Origin of the sequence: Methylobacterium sp. E-066, from assembly GCF_022829635.1 — a bacterium.
Lineage (GTDB): Bacteria > Pseudomonadota > Alphaproteobacteria > Rhizobiales > Beijerinckiaceae > Methylobacterium.
Map to the genome: position 1 here is coordinate 1 of NZ_JAKSYO010000063.1, position 1,243 is coordinate 1,243.

Sequence of the window (1,243 nt, forward strand, 5' to 3'; positions counted from 1 at the left end):
AGGATCAGGCGGGTCACGCCAAGCTCGTCGGGCTCGGCCTCTACCAGCACCTGCTGCAGCTGGCGCTCACCGCCGCCAAGGGCGAGCCGGCCGAGGATTGGAGCCCGGAGATCGAGATCGGCCTGCCGAGCCGGATCCCGGAAGATTACGTGCCGGAGCCGGAGATCCGCCTGAGCCTGTACACGCGGCTGCTGCGCCTGCGCGACGGCGAGGCGATCGAAGCCCTGGCCGGGGAGGTCGAGGACCGCTTCGGCGCAGCCCCGGCGCCGGTCCTGGCCCTGTTCACCCTGGCGCGGCTGCGCGCCGCCTGCTGCGGGCTGGGCGTCGCCCGGCTCAGCGGCGGCCCGCAGGGTGTCGCGGCCGATCTCCGGTCCGACCGGCCCCTGCCGCCGATGGCCGCCGAGGACGGGATCGTCCTGCGCCAGGGCCGCGTGGTCTGGCGCCGGCCCTGCGCCGATGCCGAGGCCCGCGCCGGGCTGGCCGGTGATCTCCTCGACCGCATCCGGTCCGCCCGGGAGCGCGCCGCCTGAGGCGGTTCTCGTCGGCAGCCCTCACGGTCACGCGCTTGTGAGGGCTGCCGGGGCCGGACCGGTACGAACGTATCAGTGACAGCGGGCCCGCCGCGGCCCATCTGCGGCGGGCCATACCCCGACCGGGACTCCGCGCGCCACGGGCTGGCGCGCCGGATCGGTCGGGTCCCGCCGTTGTACCGGGGTCTCTTGCCCTTTCGTCTCCGGTACGGCCGCATGGCCGGGTGCCCATGAACCCCGTGCAAGGCGGGCACCCGGCCTGTCGTCCGTCCACGCCCGGGCCTACACAGGTTTGAGGCACAGGCGTTCTGGATCCCGCGGCGCGCTCCCTCTCCCGTTCGGGCTAGCAAATTCACAGAACGCAGTCCGGATGGCTTTCGGCTACAAGAGAAGTCTCTCCGAGGCGGACACGCGCCTTCCCTCCCCCCTCTGCGGGGGAGGGTGACCCCCGAAGGGTGACCGTAGAGCGGCACACCGGTGCAGAGCAGGACTTCGCCAGCCCTGGCAGGCGCGCCCCTTCCTGAACCCGGCATCCCCTCCCCCGACCCCTGCGGAACGAGGGGACACCCTCCCCCGCATAGGGTGGCGGGCGACGCGCTTGGGGTTAGCCTGGGCCCTACTCCGGCAGCGCTGTGGGAATCCGCTAGCCCGCACGGGAGAGGGGCCCTGCGGCACGCGCCGCTCCGCCGGCCTGGCCATTGCCACGGCCGACA

Annotated in this window: 1 protein-coding gene; it reads left to right on the forward strand. The window is 73.7% G+C overall.

Annotated elements, in window-relative coordinates; translation table 11 throughout:
- Positions 1-530, forward strand: a 530-nt coding sequence (locus MKL20_RS07010) for a TRCF domain-containing protein (RefSeq protein WP_313902709.1), incomplete at its 5' end; no start/stop codon positions are given.
- Positions 531-1,243: the final 713 nt, after the last annotated feature.